Raw genomic sequence first — 1,583 nt, forward strand, 5'->3', positions numbered from 1 at the left:
GCCCACCCTCATATGAGGCCTTTGTGAGTCAAGCGTCGCGCCGAGGGCTCGGGTGTAGTTTTTGGTGTCGGGCGTAGAGGCGGCGCGCGGAGCCATGCGTAGCGCAGCGTGCCGCCGCGGTCGACGCGCTCGGGGACTGGCTTCCGGCGATTTACGCAGCTGCTCACTGCGTCACCTCATATCCGGTCGGACCGCTATGGCCCGCACCCACATTCCGCATGCTCGCGGCGAGGAAGCCATGATGAGACCCATCTACGAAGCAGCCTGCTTGCTGGCCCAAGGGTGGCACGGTCATCATCCATCCCGCGCTGACCGCCGCGGATCCTGCGACGCCTGCGCGTTCGTTCGAAGCGTTTACACCGCCTTGAGCACCGCTCCCTCGGGCACAAGGCCGATTGTGAGATAGCGCCAGAGCGCCACAATGAGCTTGCGCGCCAAGGCCACAATGGCGATGCGCTTGATGCGTTTGCTGGCATTGAGCGTGCGCCGCCGGTAGTCCTGGGTGAGCTTGCTGTCCGGCTGATGCCGCACCCACAGCCAGGCCATCTCGATCGCGGTGCGACGGGCGCGCGGGTTACCCGCCTTGCTGATGCCTTGGTCGCGATCGATCCCGCCGCTCTGCCATGGACTGGGCGTCAGCCCGAAATAGCTCGCGACCTCTCGCCGATTGCGGAAGTCCTTGTAGAAGACCTCGTTGGTCAGCGTCATTGCGAACGCCGGGCCGAGGCTTTTGAGCCGGAGCAAGAGCTCACTGCGCTGCGCCATCTGAGCCGCCGCTGGGGTCAGATCCGCGGCTGCCCGTGGTCGAGCGAGCGCATCGAGCTGCTCATTCACCAGCATCAACCGCGTATGTTCGCGGTTGATCTCGGTCATGATCTGCGGCGGCACCGCCTGGCCTTGCCAGTCCCGCTGCACCGCCAGCCAACTTAGCCAGTCGCGCCGGCGCGGGTTCCCAGCCGCCATGCCTGACAGCCGCAGCAGCGCCTTGATCCGGTTGGTATGAGCGGTCTGTTCCTTGATCAACCGGTCGCGTTCGCGGCTGGCGCGACGCGCGTCCTCCTGTTCGGGGGTCGGCACCCGCACGACCCGTACCACGCGCGGCTCACCGCGCAGGTACGCCATCAGCGTGCGCAGCATCTTCTCGCCATCGATCCGGTCGGTCTTCACCCGCCGCGCCCGTTGATCCACCGCAATGCTCGCAGGGTCGAACACATAGTTCGTGATTCCAGCCGCCAGCAGAAGCCTATGCAGCCAAAATCCGTCGTACCCGGCCTCGTAGCAACTCGTCACCGCCGGCATCGCTCCCAACGCCCGTGCCGCCCGCGCGCGCATCCGATCAACCAGCGCCAGCAAGCCGGCATGATCGCCGCCCTCTAGCCTATGGTGGGATATCTTATCCTTGTCCGGGCAGTGCACCGTCACCAGCCAACTCCTCTGGCTCAGTTCGATCGCAACGAAAATCGTGCCACAATAGCCAACGGTGGGCGTGTCCATAGACGATGCTTGCATCTCTCTCTCCGATGGTTCGAGTGTTGGAAACCCAAACCTATCGGAAAGGACATGCTCACCGCCTCATGGTATCT

The 1,583-nt window shown here is 64.4% G+C and carries 1 protein-coding gene; it reads right to left on the reverse strand.

Annotation, left to right across the window (positions count from 1 at the left end):
* Window positions 1–354: 354 nt before the first annotated feature.
* The gene (locus ACFFWD_RS00285) at window positions 355–1,494 is read right to left on the reverse strand and encodes an IS110 family RNA-guided transposase (RefSeq protein ID WP_376960292.1); all 1,140 of its coding nucleotides are present in this window, start codon (window positions 1,492–1,494) and stop codon (window positions 355–357) included.
* Between the last annotated feature and the right edge of the window lie 89 nt (window positions 1,495–1,583).

The organism is Bradyrhizobium erythrophlei, assembly GCF_042430365.1.
In the GTDB taxonomy this organism is placed as follows: Bacteria; Pseudomonadota; Alphaproteobacteria; order Rhizobiales; family Xanthobacteraceae; genus Bradyrhizobium; species Bradyrhizobium erythrophlei.